This is a genomic window from Georgenia sp. Z1344 (assembly GCF_057652375.1).
Map to the genome: position 1 here is coordinate 2,989,137 of NZ_CM172728.1, position 16,684 is coordinate 3,005,820.

The 16,684-nt window shown below is 71.8% G+C and carries 11 protein-coding genes; 9 read left to right on the top strand and 2 right to left on the bottom strand.

Features of this window, described 5'->3' with window-relative positions:
* Window positions 1-90: 90 nt before the first annotated feature.
* The 4 genes from AC24FB_RS13605 (at window position 91) to dusB (ending at window position 7,434) form a co-directional block, all read left to right on the top strand.
* A complete protein-coding gene (locus AC24FB_RS13605; protein WP_425715081.1) occupies window positions 91-2,085 on the top strand; it encodes a serine/threonine-protein kinase in 1,995 nt (664 codons plus the stop codon).
* A gap of 74 nt (window positions 2,086-2,159) precedes the next feature.
* Window positions 2,160-4,358 (top strand): serine/threonine-protein kinase, encoded by a 2,199-nt coding sequence (locus AC24FB_RS13610; protein ID WP_425715080.1) that lies wholly within the window; start codon window positions 2,160-2,162, stop codon window positions 4,356-4,358.
* Window positions 4,359-4,555: 197 nt separating this feature from the next.
* On the top strand, window positions 4,556-5,944 hold the full coding sequence (locus tag AC24FB_RS13615; RefSeq protein WP_425715079.1) for a glycine--tRNA ligase: 1,389 nt from the start codon (window positions 4,556-4,558) through the stop codon (window positions 5,942-5,944).
* 203 nt (window positions 5,945-6,147) lie between these two features.
* Window positions 6,148-7,434, top strand: coding sequence for a tRNA dihydrouridine synthase DusB (gene dusB / locus AC24FB_RS13620; protein WP_425715077.1), 1,287 nt, complete (start codon window positions 6,148-6,150; stop codon window positions 7,432-7,434).
* 130 nt (window positions 7,435-7,564) lie between these two features.
* Here the strand turns inward: dusB and glpK are convergent, their stop codons facing one another.
* Both glpK and AC24FB_RS13630 read right to left on the bottom strand, forming a co-directional pair.
* Window positions 7,565-9,085, bottom strand: a complete 1,521-nt coding sequence (gene glpK, locus AC24FB_RS13625; RefSeq protein WP_425715076.1) for a glycerol kinase GlpK — start codon at window positions 9,083-9,085, stop codon at window positions 7,565-7,567.
* A 131-nt stretch (window positions 9,086-9,216) separates the two neighbouring features.
* Window positions 9,217-10,956, bottom strand: a complete 1,740-nt coding sequence (locus AC24FB_RS13630) for a glycerol-3-phosphate dehydrogenase/oxidase (RefSeq protein ID WP_425715075.1) — start codon at window positions 10,954-10,956, stop codon at window positions 9,217-9,219.
* 132 nt (window positions 10,957-11,088) lie between these two features.
* On the opposite strand from AC24FB_RS13630, the gene AC24FB_RS13635 reads away from it, so the two are divergent.
* The 5 genes from AC24FB_RS13635 to AC24FB_RS13655 all read left to right on the top strand — a co-directional run bounded on the left by AC24FB_RS13635 (window position 11,089) and on the right by AC24FB_RS13655 (window position 16,632).
* Window positions 11,089-12,087, top strand: coding sequence for a sugar-binding transcriptional regulator (locus tag AC24FB_RS13635; protein ID WP_425715074.1), 999 nt, complete (start codon window positions 11,089-11,091; stop codon window positions 12,085-12,087).
* A 207-nt stretch (window positions 12,088-12,294) separates the two neighbouring features.
* On the top strand, window positions 12,295-12,780 hold the full coding sequence (locus tag AC24FB_RS13640) for a ribose-5-phosphate isomerase (protein ID WP_425715073.1): 486 nt from the start codon (window positions 12,295-12,297) through the stop codon (window positions 12,778-12,780).
* Between the two features lie 160 nt (window positions 12,781-12,940).
* Window positions 12,941-13,927: a DUF7973 family transport facilitator gene (locus AC24FB_RS13645; protein ID WP_425715072.1), complete on the top strand. Its 987-nt coding sequence runs from the start codon at window positions 12,941-12,943 to the stop codon at window positions 13,925-13,927.
* A gap of 193 nt (window positions 13,928-14,120) precedes the next feature.
* Window positions 14,121-14,975 (top strand): HAD-IIA family hydrolase, encoded by an 855-nt coding sequence (locus AC24FB_RS13650; RefSeq protein WP_425715071.1) that lies wholly within the window; start codon window positions 14,121-14,123, stop codon window positions 14,973-14,975.
* Between the two features lie 91 nt (window positions 14,976-15,066).
* Window positions 15,067-16,632 (top strand): FGGY-family carbohydrate kinase, encoded by a 1,566-nt coding sequence (locus AC24FB_RS13655; protein WP_425715070.1) that lies wholly within the window; start codon window positions 15,067-15,069, stop codon window positions 16,630-16,632.
* The last annotated feature ends 52 nt before the right edge of the window (window positions 16,633-16,684 follow it).

The following is a 16,684-nucleotide window of genomic DNA, read 5'->3' on the forward strand; positions in this document are numbered from 1 at the left end:
GGCCCCACCCTGCAGGACCGCCGGTGGTCAGTACCCTGTTCTGGTGGTGCGCCTGCGCGACCGTGCCGGCGAGCAGGGGGAAGAGGAGTCATGTCAGGTCGGCCGCTCGGCAGCCGGTACACGCTCGATCGCGAGATCGGCCGGGGCGCCGTCGGGTCCGTCTGGCGCGGGCACCGCAACGACGACGGCCAGGTGGTCGCGATCAAGCGCCTGCGCTCGGAGGTGGCCGAAGACCTGGAGATCGTCCGCCGGTTCATCCAGGAGCGGGCGCTCCTGACGAACGTCGTCCACCCCAACGTGGTGCAGGTGATCGACCTCGTGGTCGAGGGCAGCACGCTGGCGATCGTCATGGAGCTCGTCGAGGGCGGTGACCTGCGCCAGGAGGTCGACCGGCGTGGGACCCTCGCGCCCGGCGACGCCGCCGCGTACGGCGCGGGGGTGGCCCGCGGGCTGGCCGCGATCCACGCCGGCGGCGTCGTCCACCGCGACGTCAAGCCCGCGAACATCCTGCTCGACCGCACCGACGACGGGGCGGTGCCGAAGGTGACGGACTTCGGCGTCGCGCGCGTGACGCACGGCGAGATCACCGAGGCGACGAGCGCGACGATGGTGGTCGGCACCCCGCTGTACATGGCCCCGGAGATCGTCCTCGAGCGGCTGCCCACCCCCGCGAGCGACATCTACTCGTTCGGGATCCTCGTGTACCGGATGCTCACCGGCGTCACCCCCTTCACCGGTGACGGCGGGACCTACGGCGTCATGCGCCGCCAGACCGAGCTCCTGCCGGGCCGGCCCGACGGCCTCCCGGACGAGCTGTGGGACGTGGTCCAGCGCTGCCTCGACAAGGAGCCCGAGGCGCGCCCCGAGGCCGCGGCGCTCGCCGACGAGCTCGACGCGCTCGCGACCGTGCTCGCCGACCTGCCGGCCCGACCGAGGCTCGTCCACCCGCCGGTGGGGACACCCGCCCGGCGCCCGGCTCTCGCCGACGGTCCGACGGCGCTGGGCGTGACGGCGGACGGTTCGAGCGAGGGCGGACGCCCGTCGGGCAGCTCGCCGGCCGCCGGGTCCAGGCCCGCCGACGACAGCTCGGCCGGTTCCCGGGCGGCAGGCTCGTCGTCGTCCTCGTCCGTAGGAACGGCCTCCGCCGGCTCCTCGTCGTCGGGGACCGCGGGTGAGCACGCGCCCGACGACGCCGAGCCGACCGTGCGACGCGACCGGACCGGGCTCGTCCCGGCCGTCGGGGGCCCGGTCGTCTCCGCCGGGGCGCCCGGCAGGGGAGCGCCGCTGCGCGTGCACGGCGAGGTCGTCGACGACGGGTACGACGCGCGTCGCAGGCGCGGCCGCACCCTCCCGCTCGTCCTCGTCTCCGCCGTCGCCGTGCTCGCCCTCGTCGTGGCCGGCGTCCTCTGGTTCACGCGCGACACCGAGCCCGAGGTGACGGTCATGCCGAACCTGTGGGGCATGACGCTCGAGGAGGCGGAGGAGGAGATGGGCGGCGTCGACGTCGTCGCCGTGGACGGCCTCGCCGACAGTCACGAGATCGGCACGGTGATGGGTCAGTCGCCGCGGACCGACGAGCCCGTCGACGGCGAGGTCGAGGTGACGATCGCGCGGGAGAGTGAGCGCCGCGACCTCGCGGACCTCGAGCCCCTCACCGGCGATGACCTCTCCGAACCCGTCCAGGAGGCCGTCGACCTCGGCGAGGAGGCCTTCCTGCGCGGATACACCTCCGAGCCGAGCGTGCCGGAGGGCGCCTGGGGGTGGGACCTGGACTCCGGGTTCCGGGTGTTCCGCGCAGAGATCGGCCGGATGCCCGCCACCTTCGACGACGAGGCGCATCAGACGACCTACGACTCGTACACGGTCGCCGTCGAGGTCACGGGCGACGGCGAGATCCTGTGGAGCGGGTCCGTCACGCTCGACGAGCCCCGGGCGCTCACGCTCGACGTCGAGGGGGTCGACGAGATCGTGGTCCGCTGGTCGCTGACGAGCGGCGGCGACAATGCCACTGCCGGCTTCGCCATCGGTGACGGGCGTGTGCTCGCCGCGCCCGGCGAGCTCCCCGAGCGCTACCAGGACGGCTGACGCGCCGCGGATCGGTACCCTGTCGCAGGACCGTTCCCCCCTTCCCGCCCCTCCGCACCGACACCCGAGGATCCATGACGTCACGCCCGCTCGGCAGCCGATACACGCTCGACCGCCAGGTCGGCCGCGGCGCGATGGGCTCCGTCTGGGCGGGGCACCGCAACGACGACGGCCACGAGGTGGCGGTCAAGATCCTGCGGTCGGAGTACGCCGAGGACCCCGAGATCGTCCAGCGGTTCGTCCAGGAGCGCTCGTTCCTCGTCCGGGTCGTCCACGCCAACGTGGTACGGGTCCACGACCTCGTGGTCGAGGGCAGCACGCTCGCCATCGTCATGGAGTTCGTCGCGGGCGGCGACCTGCGCGGCCTGCTCGACGAGCGCGGGACGCTCCCGCCGGGCGAGGCCGCGTGGTTCGGCCGACAGATCGCGGTCGGGCTCGCCGCCATCCACGATCGCGGTGTCATCCACCGCGACGTCAAGCCGGGCAACGTCCTGCTCGCCGGCGGAGGCGGTGACGTCGCCGAGGGTGACGACGGCGGCGCGGGCGAGGGGATCGTGCCGAAGGTGTCCGACTTCGGCGTCGCCCGCGTCACGCAGGCCCTCCACTCGACGACGTCGACCGCGATGCTCGGCACCCCCCTCTACATGGCGCCCGAGGTCATCGAGGAGCTGCCGCCCGGCCCGGCGACGGACGTCTACGCGCTCGGCGTCATGCTCTACGAGATGGTCGTCGGGGTGACCCCGTTCGCCGGCCCCGGCGGCACGTACGGCGTGCTGCGCCGGCACTCCGAGCTGCTGCCCGGCCGCCCCGACGGGTTCCCGGACCAGCTGTGGACCGCCGTGACGCGGATGGTCGACAAGGAGGCCCGCGAGCGTCCGTCGGCCACCGACGTGGCCGAGGAGCTGGGGCACCTGGCCGAGGAGCTGCGCGGCCTGCCGGCGCTGACCGCGCTCGACGCGCCGCCTCCGGGTGCGCCCGCGCCCCGGCGGACCGACGACGACGCCACGGCCGACCTCGGCCGGCGCACCGCGACCGCCGCAACCGGTGGTGACGAGACCCGTCAGGTCGACCCGGCCCTGCTCGAGCAGGGTGCGGGTCCCGGCAGCACGCGGCTCGCGCCGAGCGCGGGAGGTGCGGCGGCCGCGGGAGGCGCCGCGGGGGCCGGTGGCGCCTCCGCGCCAGGCTCAGTGCCGGCGGCCGGTGCCCAGGGCGCGCCGCCGTGGTCCGCGGCGTCCGCGCACGACCCGGGTGCGGGGCCGATGGTGGCGGGGTCGCCCGCCGCAGCGCCCGGCACGTACGGCAGCCCCGGCGCGGGTGCACCAGGCTACGGCGGGCCGGGTGGCGGCTCGTACGTCGGACCGGCCGCAGGTGGTCCCGGGTACGGGGGAGCGGCCGGCGGGCCGTACGGCGGTTCGGCGTCCTACGGCGGTCCGGGCTCGCCCGGGTCCGCCGGTGGTGGTCCGGCCGGGTACGGCGGCGCGGCGGCCTACGGCGGCGCAGCGGCCACCGGTGGGAACGCCTCCCGCGCCCCGGGTGCGGCTGCGCGACCGCGCCTGCCGCTGCTCGTCGGGGGCGGCGTCGTCGCGCTCCTCGTCGTCGTGCTCCTGCTCTGGGCGTTCGTGTTCCGGTCGAGCCCGACCCCGGACCTTGCCGGGCAGACGGTCGAGCAGGCGCAGGCAGAGCTCGGCGACGGCACCGAGATCGCCACCACCGAGGTGCTCTCGGACGGTGAGCCGGTCGGCACGATCGTCGGGCAGACCCCCGCGGCGGGCGAGGACCACGACGGGTCGGTCGAGGTCGAGGTCGCCGTCCCGAGCACCTCGATGTATCTCGACGAGCTCGACTACATCTCCGGCTCCGGGTTCAACATCGCGGGGCAGGGGCCGATCGAGATCGCGGGCCGGTCCTACCCGAGAGCGCTCGACTCCGGCAACTACAACGACTCGGGTACGTGGGGCTGGACGCTCGACGGCGGCTTCGAACGGTTCCGCGGGACGATCGGGCGGTTCGAGGACCCCGAGCTCGCCGGTGACGACCTCGAGGGCTTCGACGACCGGGTCGTGCGCGTGCAGTTCTCCACTGACGGCGCGCTGCGGTGGAGCGAGGAGGTCACCCTCGGCGAGCCCGTCGAGATCGACCTCGACGTGGCCGGCGCGGAGGAGCTGACGATGACCTACACGTCGCTCGACGGAGGTATCGCCACCGTGGCGATCGGCGACGGCCGCGTCCTCGCCTACCCGGACCAGGTCCCGGAGATCTACCGGGAGAGCTAGCGGCGAGCGTGTCCGAGCCGGGCGAGCCCCCGGTCCCCGTGCTGCAGCGGGCCGCGTGGCGCCCGACACCGGTCGCGGTCCGCGCTGCGGCGGATCGATGTGCCCCGCGGCGTCCCGTCCGTCTACGGTTGTCCCCGTCCGCACCACCCGGGTGCGGCTCGAGCGCCGGGCACCGCCCGGCAGAACCTGGAGACCACATGGCCGCCACCGCTCTCGACAACGTCATCTCCCTCGCCAAGCGCCGGGGATTCGTGTTCCAGTCCGGCGAGATCTACGGCGGTACCCGCTCCGCCTGGGACTACGGTCCCCTCGGCGTCGAGCTCAAGGACAACATCAAGCGCCAGTGGTGGCGGCACATGGTCACCTCGCGCGACGACGTCGTGGGGCTGGACTCCGCGATCATCCTGCCGAGCCAGGTGTGGCACGCGTCGGGCCACGTCGGTGTGTTCACCGACCCGCTGACGGAGTGCCTCGAGTGCCACAAGCGGTTCCGGGTCGACCAGATGCAGGAGGAGTACGCCGAGCGCAAGGGCCTCGACGACCCCGACGCCGTCGAGCTGACCGAGCTGCCGTGCCCCAACTGCGGCAACCGCGGGAAGTGGACCGAGCCCCGCGACTTCAACATGATGCTCAAGACCTACCTCGGCCCGATCGAGGACGAGTCCGGCCTGCACTACCTGCGGCCCGAGACCGCGCAGGGCATCTTCGTCAACTTCGCCAACGTCATGACCTCCGCGCGCCGCAAGCCGCCGTTCGGCATCGGCCAGATCGGCAAGTCGTTCCGCAACGAGATCACGCCCGGCAACTTCATCTTCCGCACGCGCGAGTTCGAGCAGATGGAGATGGAGTTCTTCGTCGAGCCCGGCACCGACGAGGACTGGCACGAGTACTGGATCGAGCAGCGCACCGCCTGGTACACGGGGCTCGGCATCGCCCGCGAGAACCTCCGGCACTTCGAGCACCCCGCCGAGAAGCTCTCCCACTACTCCAAGCGGACCGTCGACATCGAGTACAAGTTCGGGTTCACGGGCAGCGAGTGGGGCGAGCTCGAGGGCATCGCCAACCGCACCGACTTCGACCTCTCGACGCACTCCGAGCACTCCGGCAAGGACCTGTCCTACTTCGACCAGACGAAGGACACCCGCTGGACGCCCTACGTCATCGAGCCGGCCGCCGGTCTCACGCGCTCGCTCATGGCGTTCCTCGTCGAGGCCTACACCGAGGACGAGGCGCCCAACGCCAAGGGCGGGGTCGACACCCGCACCGTGCTCAAGCTCGACCACCGGCTCGCGCCCGTCAAGGCCGCCGTGCTCCCGCTCTCGCGCAACGCCGACCTCTCGCCGATGGCGCGCGACCTCGCGGCCGAGCTGCGGCAGAGCTGGAACGTCGACTTCGACGACGCCGGGGCCGTGGGCCGACGCTACCGTCGGCAGGACGAGATCGGGACGCCCTACTGCCTCACGGTCGACTTCGACTCGCTCGAGGACCGGGCCGTCACCGTGCGCGACCGCGACTCGATGACCCAGGAGCGCGTCTCGCTCGACCAGGTGGCGGGGTACCTCGCCCAGCGTCTCGTCGGAGCCTGACCGCCGTCCCGGCGCCTGACGGATTCAGCGCGCGGGCGGGTCGACATCGTCCGACCCGCGTCGGTCACTCGTCCTGGGTGGCCGGCGCGGGGGCGCCGTGAGGACCGTCGCACGCCTTGGGCCGGTTCGCTGCCGCACAATGGAGGGTCCGTCGCCCGGTGCGGCGGGCACGAGGCGGACGGCGGACGAGCAGGAGCTGGTGGATGAGCGAGTCGACGACGCGGGTGACCGGCGAGCCGGACCCGCCGCACACGGCGACGGACGCGCTGCGCACCCCGGCCCCGCTCCAGGTGGGGGAGGTTCGCGTCGGCGTGCCCGTCGTCCTGGCCCCCATGGCCGGCGTCACCCTGCCGCCGTTCCGGCAGCTGTGCCGTGAGGCGGGCGAGGCGGCCCTGGCGCCGACCGCCCGGGTGAGCTCCGCCGTCGGGACCCATGCCCCGGCCGGGCTGTACGTGTGCGAGATGATCACCTCCCGCGCGCTCGTCGAGCGCACGCCCGAGACGATGCGGATGATCACCCCCGACCCCACGGACCCCGTGCGGTCAGTGCAGCTCTACGGCGTCGACCCGGTCACGGTGGCGGCCGCGGTGCGGATCCTCGTCGAGGAGGACTGGGCCGACCACGTCGACCTCAACTTCGGCTGCCCGGTCCCCAAGGTCACGCGCAAGGGCGGGGGAGCGGCGCTGCCGTGGAAGGCCGACCTGTTCAGCGACATCGTGCGCGGTGCCGTCGACGCCGCCCGCTCGGCCAGCCGGGGTCGCGGGCACGAGGTGCCGGTGACCGTGAAGATGCGCATGGGCATCGACGACGAGCACCTCACCTACCTCGACGCCGGACGGGCCGCCGAGGCCGCCGGCGCCGCGGCCGTCGCGCTGCATGCCCGCACGCTCGAGCAGCACTACTCGGGGACCGCGCGCTGGGAGGCGATCGCCCGACTCAAGGAGGCCGTGACGACCGTCCCCGTGCTCGGGAACGGCGACCTGTGGTCCGCCGAGGACGCCGCCGAGATGATGCGGACGACCGGGGCGGACGGCGTCGTCGTCGGTCGTGGGTGCCAGGGCAGGCCGTGGCTGTTCACCGACCTCGTCGCGGCGGCGACCGGCTCGGACCGGCGGGTGCGGCCCGGGCTGCGCGACGTGACCGGGGTGCTGCGCCGCCACGCCGAGCTCATGGCCGAGCACTTCGGCGACGAGGACCGGGCCATGCGCGAGATGCGCAAGCACGTGGCGTGGTACTTCAAGGGTTACCCCGTCGGCGGCGACGCGCGTCGGGCGTTCGCCCTCATCTCCACGCTGGCCGAGCTGGATGCGCTGATCGCCGACCTCGACCTCGACTCGCCGTACCCGGGTGAGGGAGCCGAGGGGCAGCGGGGAAGGGCCGGCGGACCGAAGCGCGCGCACCTGCCGGACGCCTGGTTGAGCTCGCGCACCGTCGACGACGAGTTCGCCGCGGTGCTGCGGCAGGCCGAACTGTCGGTGTCCGGGGGCTGACACCGGGGCGGGGGAGCGTGAGGTCGCGGGAGCCGGACGCGCGAAGGGGCGCGCAGCCGCGGTGGCCGCGCGCCCCTCGGCACGTCGGGGAATCCCCTCGCTCGCGGGAGGAGTTCCCCTCACTCGTCGATCAGTTGACGTCCTCGTCGACCCAGTCGAACGTCTTCGTCACGGCCTTCTTCCACAGGCGGTAGGTCCGCTCGCGCTCGGCCTCGTCGAGCTGCGGCGTCCACCGCTTGTCCTCGGCCCAGTTGTCGATGACGTCCTGCTCGCCGTTCCAGAACCCGACGGCGATGCCCGCGGCGTACGCGGCGCCCAGCGCGGTCGTCTCGGCGACGACGGGCTTGACGACGTCGACCCCGAGGATGTCGGCCTGGAACTGCATGAGGGTCTCGTTGGCGACCATGCCGCCGTCGACCTTGAGCTCGGCGAGGTCGACGCCGGAGTCGGCGTTCATCGCGTCGAGGACCTCGCGCGTCTGGAAGGCCGTGGCCTCGAGGGTGGCGCGGGCGATGTGCCCCTTGTTGACGAACCGGGTCATGCCGACGAGCGCGCCGCGGGCGTCGGACTTCCAGTACGGGGCGAACAGGCCGGAGAACGCCGGGACGAAGTAGGTGCCGCCGTTGTCCTCGACCGTCTTGGCGAGCTCCTCGACCTCCGGAGCGCTGGAGATGATGCCGAGGTTGTCGCGCAGCCACTGGACGAGCGAGCCGGTCACGGCGATCGAGCCCTCGAGGCAGTACACGGCCGGCTGGTCGCCGATCTTGTAGCCCAGCGTGGTGAGCAGCCCGTTCTCGGAGAACACCGGCTCGTTCCCGGTGTTGATGAGCATGAAGTTGCCCGTGCCGTAGGTGTTCTTGGCCATGCCCTTCTCGAAGCAGGCCTGGCCGAACGTGGCGGCCTGCTGGTCGCCGAGGATGCCGGAGATCGGCACGTCGGCGAGCAGCCCCTGTCCGCGACCCTTGCCGTAGACCTCGGAGGAGGAGCGGATCTCGGGGAGCATCGAGAGCGGGACGCCCATGTCGGCCGCGATGTCCTCGGCCCAGCTCAGGGTCTTGACGTCCATGAGCATCGTGCGCGAGGCGTTGGTGACGTCGGTGACGTGCAGGCCGCCGTCGACGCCGCCCGTCATGTTCCACAGCACCCAGGCGTCGGTGTTGCCGAAGATGAGGTCGCCGGACTCGGCCTTCTCGCGGGCGCCGTCGACGTTGTCGAGGATCCACTTGATCTTCGGCCCGGAGAAGTAGGTGGCGAGCGGCAGTCCGACGCGGGACTTGTACTTCTCGTCGCCCTCGGAGCCCGCGAGCTCCTTGCAGATGGCGTCGGTGCGGGTGTCCTGCCAGACGATCGCGTTGTAGATCGGCTCACCGGTGGTCCTGTCCCAGACGACGGTGGTCTCGCGCTGGTTGGTGATGCCCGCGGCGGCGATGTTGCCCGCGTTGAGGGAGGCCTTGGACAGGGCCTGGCCCACGGCCTCCCGGACGTTGTTCCAGATCTCCTTCGGGTCGTGCTCGACCCAGCCCGCCCTCGGGAAGATCTGCTCGTGCTCGAGCTGGCCGACCGAGACGATCTGCCCGGAGTGGTCGAAGATGATGGCCCGGGAGGAGGTCGTTCCCTGGTCGATCGCGAGGACGTACTTCTGGTCGCTCATGGTGGGGGCGGTTCCTTTCGACTTCGGTGTCGATGTGCATCCGGCCGCCGGCGGTTTCCGGTGGCCGGTCCTTGTGGGGGTGGACGGACGGGCGGGGACCGGTGGGTTCCCGCCCGTCCAGGCAGTACGTGTCAGTGTGCCGACGAGAGGTCCTCGACGGGGACCAGCTGCGGGGCCTGCACGCGTGCGGCCGAGGCCGCCTCGTCGTTGTCGGTCTGCTGGGCGGCGAGGATCGCGTCCGCCTGCGCGACCCAGCTCTGGACCTCCTGCTCACGCCGGGCGTCGTCCCAGCCGAGCAGGGAACCCATGACCTCGGCGACCTCGGGGGCCGCCGCCTTGCCACGGTCGGGCAGCTCGAAGTCGAGCCGGACGCGGTGCAGCAGCATGTCCTCGAGGTGCAGCGCACCCTCGTGGGTGACGCCGTAGGCGACCTCGGCGCGCAGGTAGTCCGGCGCGTGCTCGAGCGGCGCGCCGAGGCTCGGGTCGGCGTCGACGGTCGAGAGGACCTCGGTCACCTCGGACCCGTAGCGCGAGACGAGGTGCTCGGCGCGTGCCCGGGTGAGGTTGTACTTCGACGCCAGGCGCGGTAGCTGCCGGCGCGTGGCCTCGAGCCCGGGAGCCCCCACGAGCGGGGTCCTCTCGGTGATCGACGGCGTCGCCTTGGCCCGAGCCTTCCCGATCGCGTGGTCGACCGCGTCCTGGGCCATGAGCCGGTACGAGGTGAGCTTGCCGCCGGCGATGACGGTGAGGCCGGGCTGCGGCGTGGTCACCGTGTGCTCGCGGGAGACCTTCGTCGACTCGCCGTCGCCCTTGTCCACCGGCTGGAGGAGGGGGCGCAGGCCGGCGTACGTGCCGATGATGTCGTCCCGCGTCAGCTTGTCGAGAAGCACCGAGTTGGCCTGCTCGAGGACGTAGTCGATGTCCTCCGCGGTCGCCACCGGCGAGTCCACCTGCTCGGTCCACTTGGTGTCCGTGGTGCCGATGACCCAGTAGCGCTGCCACGGGATGATGAAGAGGACCGACTTCTCGGTGCGCAGGAAGACGCCGGTGCTGCCCTCGATCCGCTCCTTGGGCACCACGATGTGGATGCCCTTCGAGGCGAGGACCTGGAGCCCGCCCTCGGCGCCGCCGAGCGTCTCGGTCTCCTCGGTCCACACGCCGGTCGCGCCGATGACGTTCTTCGCGCGCACGGTGATCTCGCGGCCGGTCTCGAGGTCCTTGACGATCGCGCCGGTCGCGCGGCCGGTGGCATCCGTGGTGATCGACGTGACCTGCGAGCGCGTCGCGGCGTGGGCGCCGTAGCCCTGCGCGGTCCGCACGAGGGTCATGACGAGCCGCGCGTCGTCCACGCGGGCGTCGTAGAAACGGATGCCGCCGATGAGGGTGTCGGGGTCGAGGCTCGGGACGAGGTCCATCGCGCCCTTGTGGCTGTAGTGCTTCTGCATCGGCACGGTCGCGCCCTTGTTGCCGAGGATCGACAGCGCGTCGTACATGCCGACGCCGACCGCCGAGTAGCCACGCTCGATGACGCGCTGCTTGAGCGGCCAGAGGAACGGCTGGGCGGAGACGAGGTGCGGTGCCGTCGTCGTCAGGAGGATGCCGCGCTCCTTCAGCGCCTCGGAGACGAGGGCGAAGTTGAGCTGGTAGAGGTAGCGGAGCCCGCCGTGGATGAGCTTGGAGGACCACTGCGAGGTGCCGGACGCCCAGTCGCGCATCTCGACGATCCCGGTGCTGAGGCCGCGCGTGGCCGCGTCGAGCGCGATGCCGGCGCCGGTGACGCCTCCGCCGATGACGAGGACGTCGAGCTCGGTCTCGGCCATCGTGTCCAGGGCGTCCTGCCGGGACTCCTGCGTGAGTGCTGTCGTGTTCACGTGCTCGCTCCTCCATCGGCTCGTGCGTCGACGTCGGGGATCGCGTCCACCGCGTCGTGTTCTCCTTAGGATGGTCGCCATCGCACATCCGCACAACTTGGGTGAGCGGACGTGCAGAGTGACGGAGGACCGGTGGACGAGCGTGACCGAGAGCGGGAGGTCTTCGAGGCCGCCTCGATGTACTACCTGCAGGACGAGACCATGGAGACGATCGCCCGGCGCACGGGGGTCTCGCGCTCGACCGTGTCCCGACTCATCAAGCAGGCGCGCGCGTCGGGCATGGTGCGGATCGAGCTGCACCCGCCCGCCGAGATGGGGACGCGCGAGTCGATGGTGCTGCGCGACCTGTTCGACGTGCAGACCCATGTCGTGACGGTCCGGCCGGCGTCGACGGACGTGCAGCGGCTCGAGCAGGTGGCGCGCGTGGCCGGGCGGCTCGTGTCGGGCTGGATGCAGCCCGGCTCCGTGCTCGGGATCGCGTGGGGCAACACGATCGCGGCCGTCGTCGCCCAGTTCGTCGCCCGCTCGGCGCCGCGTTCGGCCGTGGTCCAGCTCAACGGCGCCGCCAACCCGACGACGACCGGCATCCCGTACGCCGGGGCCATCATGGAGGCCGCCGCGCGGGCCTTCGAGTCGTCGGTGCACCACTTCCCGGTGCCGGCGTTCTTCGACTACCCGGAGACCAAGCTCGCGATGTGGCGGGAGCGGTCCCTCGCCGCGGTCCGGGCGCTGCAGGCGCGCACCGACGTCGCGCTGTTCGGCGTCGGAGCCTTCACCGGTGCGCTCAGCTCCCAGGTCTACGCCGGGGGATACCTCGACCAGCAGGAGATCCAGACGCTCCAGGCGGCCGGCGTCGTCGGGGACATCTGCACCGTGCTCCTGCGCGAGGACGGGACCTACGCGGACATCGCGACCAACGCCCGGGCCTCGGGGCCGTCGCCGGCGGCGCTGCGGCGGATCGAGCGCCGGGTGTGCGTGGTGTCCGGCGCCGCCAAGGTGCGACCGACCCTCGGCGCGCTCCGCTCGGGCGCTGTCACCGACCTCGTCATCGACGAGCCGACCCTGCGTGCGCTCGCCGAGCGGATCGCCCGGTCGGGTCTCTCCCGGGGCCGGCCGCTGCCTCCCCTGTGACTAGGGGGAGGGGAGGCGCAGATGAGCGTCGTCCCGCGCGCTTTCGCACGCCTGGACGACACGCCTGCACTTCCGTTCACCATGGGTGAGCATCTGTCGACGCCTTTGGTACGGTTCCGACGCAGATCGCGCCGCACGGGCGTGACGGGTGACGGAGCCCGAGAACCGTCACCCGAGAGGCGCACAGGCGCCAGAACGGGAGGCGACATGGGCCTGCGGATCGTGGTCGGTTCGGACAACGCCGGATACGACTACAAGGAGAAGCTCAAGGCTGACCTCGAGTCCGACCCCCGGGTCGACGAGGTCATCGACGTCGGCGTCGGCACGTCCGACGACGGCAACCCCTACCCCAACATCGGCACCGCAGCCGGCGAGAAGGTCGCGGCCGGTGACGCCGACCGTGCGCTCCTCGTGTGCGGTACCGGCATGGGCGTCGCGATGGCCGCGGGCAAGGTCCCCGGCATCCGGGCGTCCGTCGCGCACGACAGCTTCAGCGTCGAGCGGCTGATCAAGTCCAACAACGCGCAGGTCCTCACCTTCGGCCAGCGCGTCATCGGCCTCGAGCTCGCGCGCAAGCTCGCGGGCGAGTGGCTCGGCCACGAGTTCGACGAGAGCTCGCCGTCGGCCGAGAAGGTCGCCGTCCTCAGCGACTACGAGGCGAAGCAGCAGCAGTCCGGCACCGCCGGATCCTGACCCTCCGCACCCCGGCCCCACGGCCGGGGTGCGGTCCCCGGTCGGCGGGGTTCCCCCCGCAGGCCGGTCCGGCCATCGTCGCTCCAAGACGTCGGCGGCCCGACACCGCAGTCACAACACTCCCCACGGCGCCGTGGGGGAAGAGAGAGGTACCACCGACGTGGAAATCGACATCGTCTGGTTGATCGTCGCGTTCGCCGGCGGCGCGTTCGGCGCCGCCATCGGCGGACAGACCGCATTCATCTTCACCGGCTTCGCCTTCCTGTTCGGGTTCTCCGCCCTGCTCGGCGGCGTCCCGGTGGCGCAGGACTTCATCAGCATGTTCGCGTTCGGCCCGGTCTTCGGACCGCACATCGCCTTCGCCGGTGGTGCCGCCGCGGCCGCCTACGCCGCGAAGCGGGGGTACTTCCCCGAGGGTGTCAACGGACGTGACATCGTCACGCCGCTGGCCGGCTACCCGAAGGCCGACATCTTCGTCGTCGGTGGTGTCTTCGGCATCCTCGGTTACGTGATGAACCAGTTCTTCATCTGGCTCTTCGGCCTGTGGGCTCCGGAGGGTGAGGGTCTGCTGTTCACCACGGACACGGTCGCCCTCTCGGTCGTCGGCGTCGCCCTCGTCGCCCGCCTCGTGTTCGGCGTGAAGTCCAGGTCGCTGGTCGGCCCGTTCAAGGGGCACAACCCGCTCTCGCTCAAGGACGGCACCCACTGGGTCGAGCACCAGGAGAAGTGGAGCATCTCGGCGCTGCACGGCCTGACCTCCGGTCTGCTCTTCGCGTTCGTCGCCGTGTGGCTCATCGGCAACGTCCCGACCGACAACCCGGCGTACACCAACATCGTCAGCCAGGTGTTCCTCATCGGCTGGGCGATCTCGGCGATCTCGCTCATCTTCCTCAGCCTGGGCCTGAAGACCCCGGTCACGCACCACATGACGATCCTCGCGGGCCTCGCGGCCGTGCAGCTGCTCACCGTGGTCGGCACCGACCCGTGGGTCGCGGTCATCGGCGGTGGCATCGCCGGTCTCCTCGGTGGCGTCGGTGGCGAGGCGTTCTCGCGGATCTTCAACGCCCGCGGCGACACGCACATCGACCCGCCGGCAGGCATCATCTTCATCGGGACCACGGTCATCTACCTGGTCACCACGATCTGACAGCCGCACCGGGGCGGGGGCCACGGCCCCCGCCCCGGAGCAGTTCCACCCCTGTCCGGCCCCGCCGGCGGTGGGGCGCGACTTCGCGCCGCACGACGACGTACACCCCGCAGCCCGCCGTACCCCCGCGGGCGCGAACATCGGGCCTCTGCAACGCTGGAGGCCCCACTTCGAGAGAGACGGAGCAGGCGCGATGATCGATCAGGCCGGACCCACGGACTTCTACGAGGCCTATGTCTTCGACATGGACGGCACGATCTACCTCGGCGACCACCTGCTCCCCGGCGCCAAGCGCCTCATCGAGGAGCTGCACCGCCGCGACCTGCCGGTGCGCTTCCTGTCGAACAACCCCACGAAGGACCCCGAGGAGTACTCGGCCAAGCTCGAGCGCCTCGGACTGCCGACCCCGGTCGACGAGATCGCCAACACGGTCGTCACGACGGTGCGCTGGCTCCAGGCACACCACCCCGACGCCACGGTGTACCCGATCGCGGAGGAACCGCTGATCCGCGCCCTCGACGCCGCGGGCATCAAGCGGTCCGAGGACCCGGCCGCGATCGACATCGTCATCGCCTCCTACGACCGCACCTTCGAGTACAAGAAGCTGCAGATCGCCTTCGACGCGCTGTGGTTCCACAAGCGCGCCATCCTCATCACGACCAACCCCGACCGCTACTGCCCGTTCCCGGGCGGACGCGGTGAGCCCGACGCCGCCGGCATCGTCGCCGCCATCGAGGCGACCACCGGCGTCTCGCTCCACGCCAACATGGGCAAGCCCGAGGGAGCGATGCTCGAGGCGGCCCTCGTCGGCCTCGACGTCGACCCCGCCCGCTGCATGATGGTCGGCGACCGGCTCGGCACGGACATCGGCATGGCCGTCCGCACCGGCATGGCCTCGACTCTCGTCCTCACCGGCGACAACACCCTCGTCGACGCCGAGGAGCTGCCCGCGCAGGAGCAGCCGACCTTCGCGCTCGAGCGCATCGACCACCTGATCCCCGCCGCCGAGCGTCAGGCGCTCGGGTGGGGCGACGACGACACCGACTGACAGCGCGGCCGGTCCGCCGTCCCGGGACCGGCCGTCACCCAGGCCACCTGCGCGGAGATGCGCGGAACACCCCCACGAGAAAGAGGCGACGATGTCCGCTCGTACCCCTACCGGCCCCTTCGTCATGGGCATCGACTTCGGCACCGAGAGCTGCCGGGTCGGGATCTTCGACCTGGTCGGCCGCCCGATCGTCTTCGCGGCGACCACCTACCGCACCACCCACCCCCGGCCGGGATGGGCCGAGCAGTCGCCGTCCGACTGGTGGGAGGCGCTCAAGGCGTCGACCGCCAAGGCCATGCGCGAATCCGGCCTCACCGGCCGGGACATCGCCGGCATCTCCTACGACGCGACGACGATGACCGTCGTCGCGATGGACCGCTCGGGCCAGGCCATCCGCCCGGCCATCATGTGGATGGACGTGCGCGCCACCGAGCAGGCCCAGCGCGTCGTCGGGCACAGCTCGCCCGCGACCCGGTACACCGGTGACGGCACCCTCCCGCCGACCGCCGAGTGGTACCCCTTCAAGGCGGCCTGGCTCAAGGAGAACGAGCCGGAGACCTACAACAGGGCGTACCGCCTCATCGACGCGCCCGACTGGCTGACCTTCCAGCTGACCGGCGAGTGGACGCTCAACATCAACACCGCCGCGCACCGCTCCTACTACGACCGGGACAACGGCGGCTGGCCCGTCGACCTCTACGAGGCGGCCGGCGCCGGGGACGTGTTCGACAAGCTCCCCGAGACGGTCAACGACCTCGGCGTCGCCGTCGGCGGCCTGACGTCCCACGCCGCCGAGGAGCTCGGCCTCATGCCCGGCACCCCCGTCGCCCAGGGCGGAGGCGACGCCTGGCACGGCCAGATCGGCCTCAACGTGCTCTCCCCGGGGAAGATGACGCTCGTGACCGGCTCGAGCCACGTGATGTCCGGCCAGAGCGCGGAGCCGATCTCCGGCAAGGGCTTCTTCGGCGGCTACGTCGACGGCGTCGTCCCCGGCCAGTACACGGTCGAGAGCTCGCTGACCTCGACCGGATCGGTCCTCAAGTGGTTCAAGGACGAGTTCTGCCAGGACATCGTCGACGCCGCCGAGCGCACCGGCCTCAACCCCTACGACGTGATGAACGCCAAGGCCCGCGAGATCGCACCGGGCTCCGACGGCGTCATCTTCACCGAGTACTTCCAGGGCAACCGCACGCCCTACTCGGACTCGAAGGCCCGCGGCACCGTCTCCGGGCTCTCGCTCTCGCACACCCGCGCGCACCTCTACAAGGCCGTCCAGGAGTCCGTCGCCTACGGCGTCGAGCTCAACATGCGGGCCCTGCGCGAGGTGGGGTTCGAGGTCGAGGAGTTCGTCGCCGCCGGTGGCGCGCTCAAGTCGGCCGACTGGATCCAGATGCACGCAGACGTCACCGGCGTCCCGATCACGCTCACCGAGGTCGGCGACGCCGTCACGCTCGGCTCGTGCATCCTCGCCGCCGCCGGCGCCGGGCTGCACCCGTCGGTCGCGGAGGCCGCCGAGGCCATGGTGCACACCCGGGCCCGGCTCGAGCCGGACGCCGCGCGCCACGAGGAGTACCGCTTCTACGTCGACCAGTACGCCAAGCAGTACCCGGCGCTGCAGGAGCTCATCCACGACACCGTCGACCACGTCGCCGGCTGACCGGCGTCGTCGCGTCGTCCCCACCGCCGTATCCCCATCCCGACAAGGAGAG